General features: G+C 35.9%; 2 protein-coding genes and 1 pseudogene. 2 read left to right on the forward strand and 1 reads right to left on the reverse strand.

From position 1 onward, the window contains the following. Both BAZSYMA_RS09000 and BAZSYMA_RS09005 read left to right on the forward strand, forming a co-directional pair. Positions 1–153, forward strand: a pseudogene (locus BAZSYMA_RS09000) (transposase); the annotation flags it as partial. A gap of 61 nt (positions 154–214) precedes the next feature. Further along, positions 215–532, forward strand: coding sequence for a hypothetical protein (locus BAZSYMA_RS09005; protein ID WP_241502607.1), 318 nt, complete (start codon positions 215–217; stop codon positions 530–532). Between the two features lie 67 nt (positions 533–599). Here the strand turns inward: BAZSYMA_RS09005 and BAZSYMA_RS09010 are convergent. Continuing rightward, a partial coding sequence (locus tag BAZSYMA_RS09010) for an outer membrane beta-barrel protein (RefSeq protein ID WP_143243186.1) occupies positions 600–1,217 on the reverse strand: 618 nt, incomplete at its 5' end.

The raw sequence follows: 1,217 nt of genomic DNA on the forward strand, positions 1-1,217 counted from the left end.
AAATCATGGCGTAGAAATTGGGACAATGTAGCAACGATATTTGCTTATCCCAAGGCTATTAGAAAGGCAATTTATACGACTAATGCTATTGAGTCACTAAACTCAGTGATTAGAAAATCTATCAAGAATCGTAAGATTTTTAATCATGATAATTGACCCTGTAAACACAGATTGTGTAAACCCTCATATCAAATGCTCAAACTGGAACAACGTGGTGGAACCTGACAATTACCTACTGATTCGTGATGGTTTTGTGCCAATCAACATTAAATTTATTGATAGGGCAGATTACTACACCGCCTTTAATGAATTTAACGAATCAGGGAAAACCAAAATCATGGAAAGTATTATCGGCAAAGCACTCACCAATAGTTACCACAAACGCTTGGCATATTTAGAAGGCAAAGAGATTGTCTCTCTGGTAGATTACGCCAAAAAATACAAAATATCACACTCCAATCTTATCAACAAAGCCAAACGCCAAACCATTGAAGCTTTTTCAGAAAAAAGTAAATGGAAAATTGGCGATTAATGGTTTCTAGATAATAAAAACACCCTGCAAAGGCAGGGTGTTTTTATGGTAGATTAAGTATCTATATTTAGAAACTATAAAGCATACTAATGCCAATATTATCAATGTCATCATCTGCTTTTATACGCTCAAAATCAACACGATATTTTATTGTGTCATTAATTTTTCCATCAATACCAATACCATAAATAACATCAGTACCACTGGCTTTACCGCTAAAATCTGTAGCGCCAGCGATTGTGGTCAATACACCTGCATTATCATATTGAAATGCAGAAAATTCACTTTTAACATTCCAAGCGCTAACACCTAGTTTAACAAATGGCTCAAAACTATCTGACTGTGTAAAATAATACAGCCCAGACAAATCAATATTACGACCAGATGATAAGGTTTCAGATGAAGTAATCTTTGCATTAGTGGTGCCAGTACCCGTAAGCGTAGTGCCAGTCAGTCCTATTAGAGATTTATATCCTGGCAAGGCACTTATCGCTGTCTCTAAAGCAGCACCATTAGTGGCAGACATTGATGTGTCTGTTGTATCGCTAGAATAGTCTGTATATGAACCTTCTACTGCAAAATTTTTATTCAAACGCTTACCAAAGATTACTTTGTAATTATTTTTTTTGTAACCCCCTTCACTAAATGTAATTCCTGCCGCAGTCGAAGAACCCGTACTACCAGA

Source organism: Bathymodiolus azoricus thioautotrophic gill symbiont (assembly GCF_001298715.1).
Lineage (GTDB): Bacteria > Pseudomonadota > Gammaproteobacteria > PS1 > Pseudothioglobaceae > Thiodubiliella.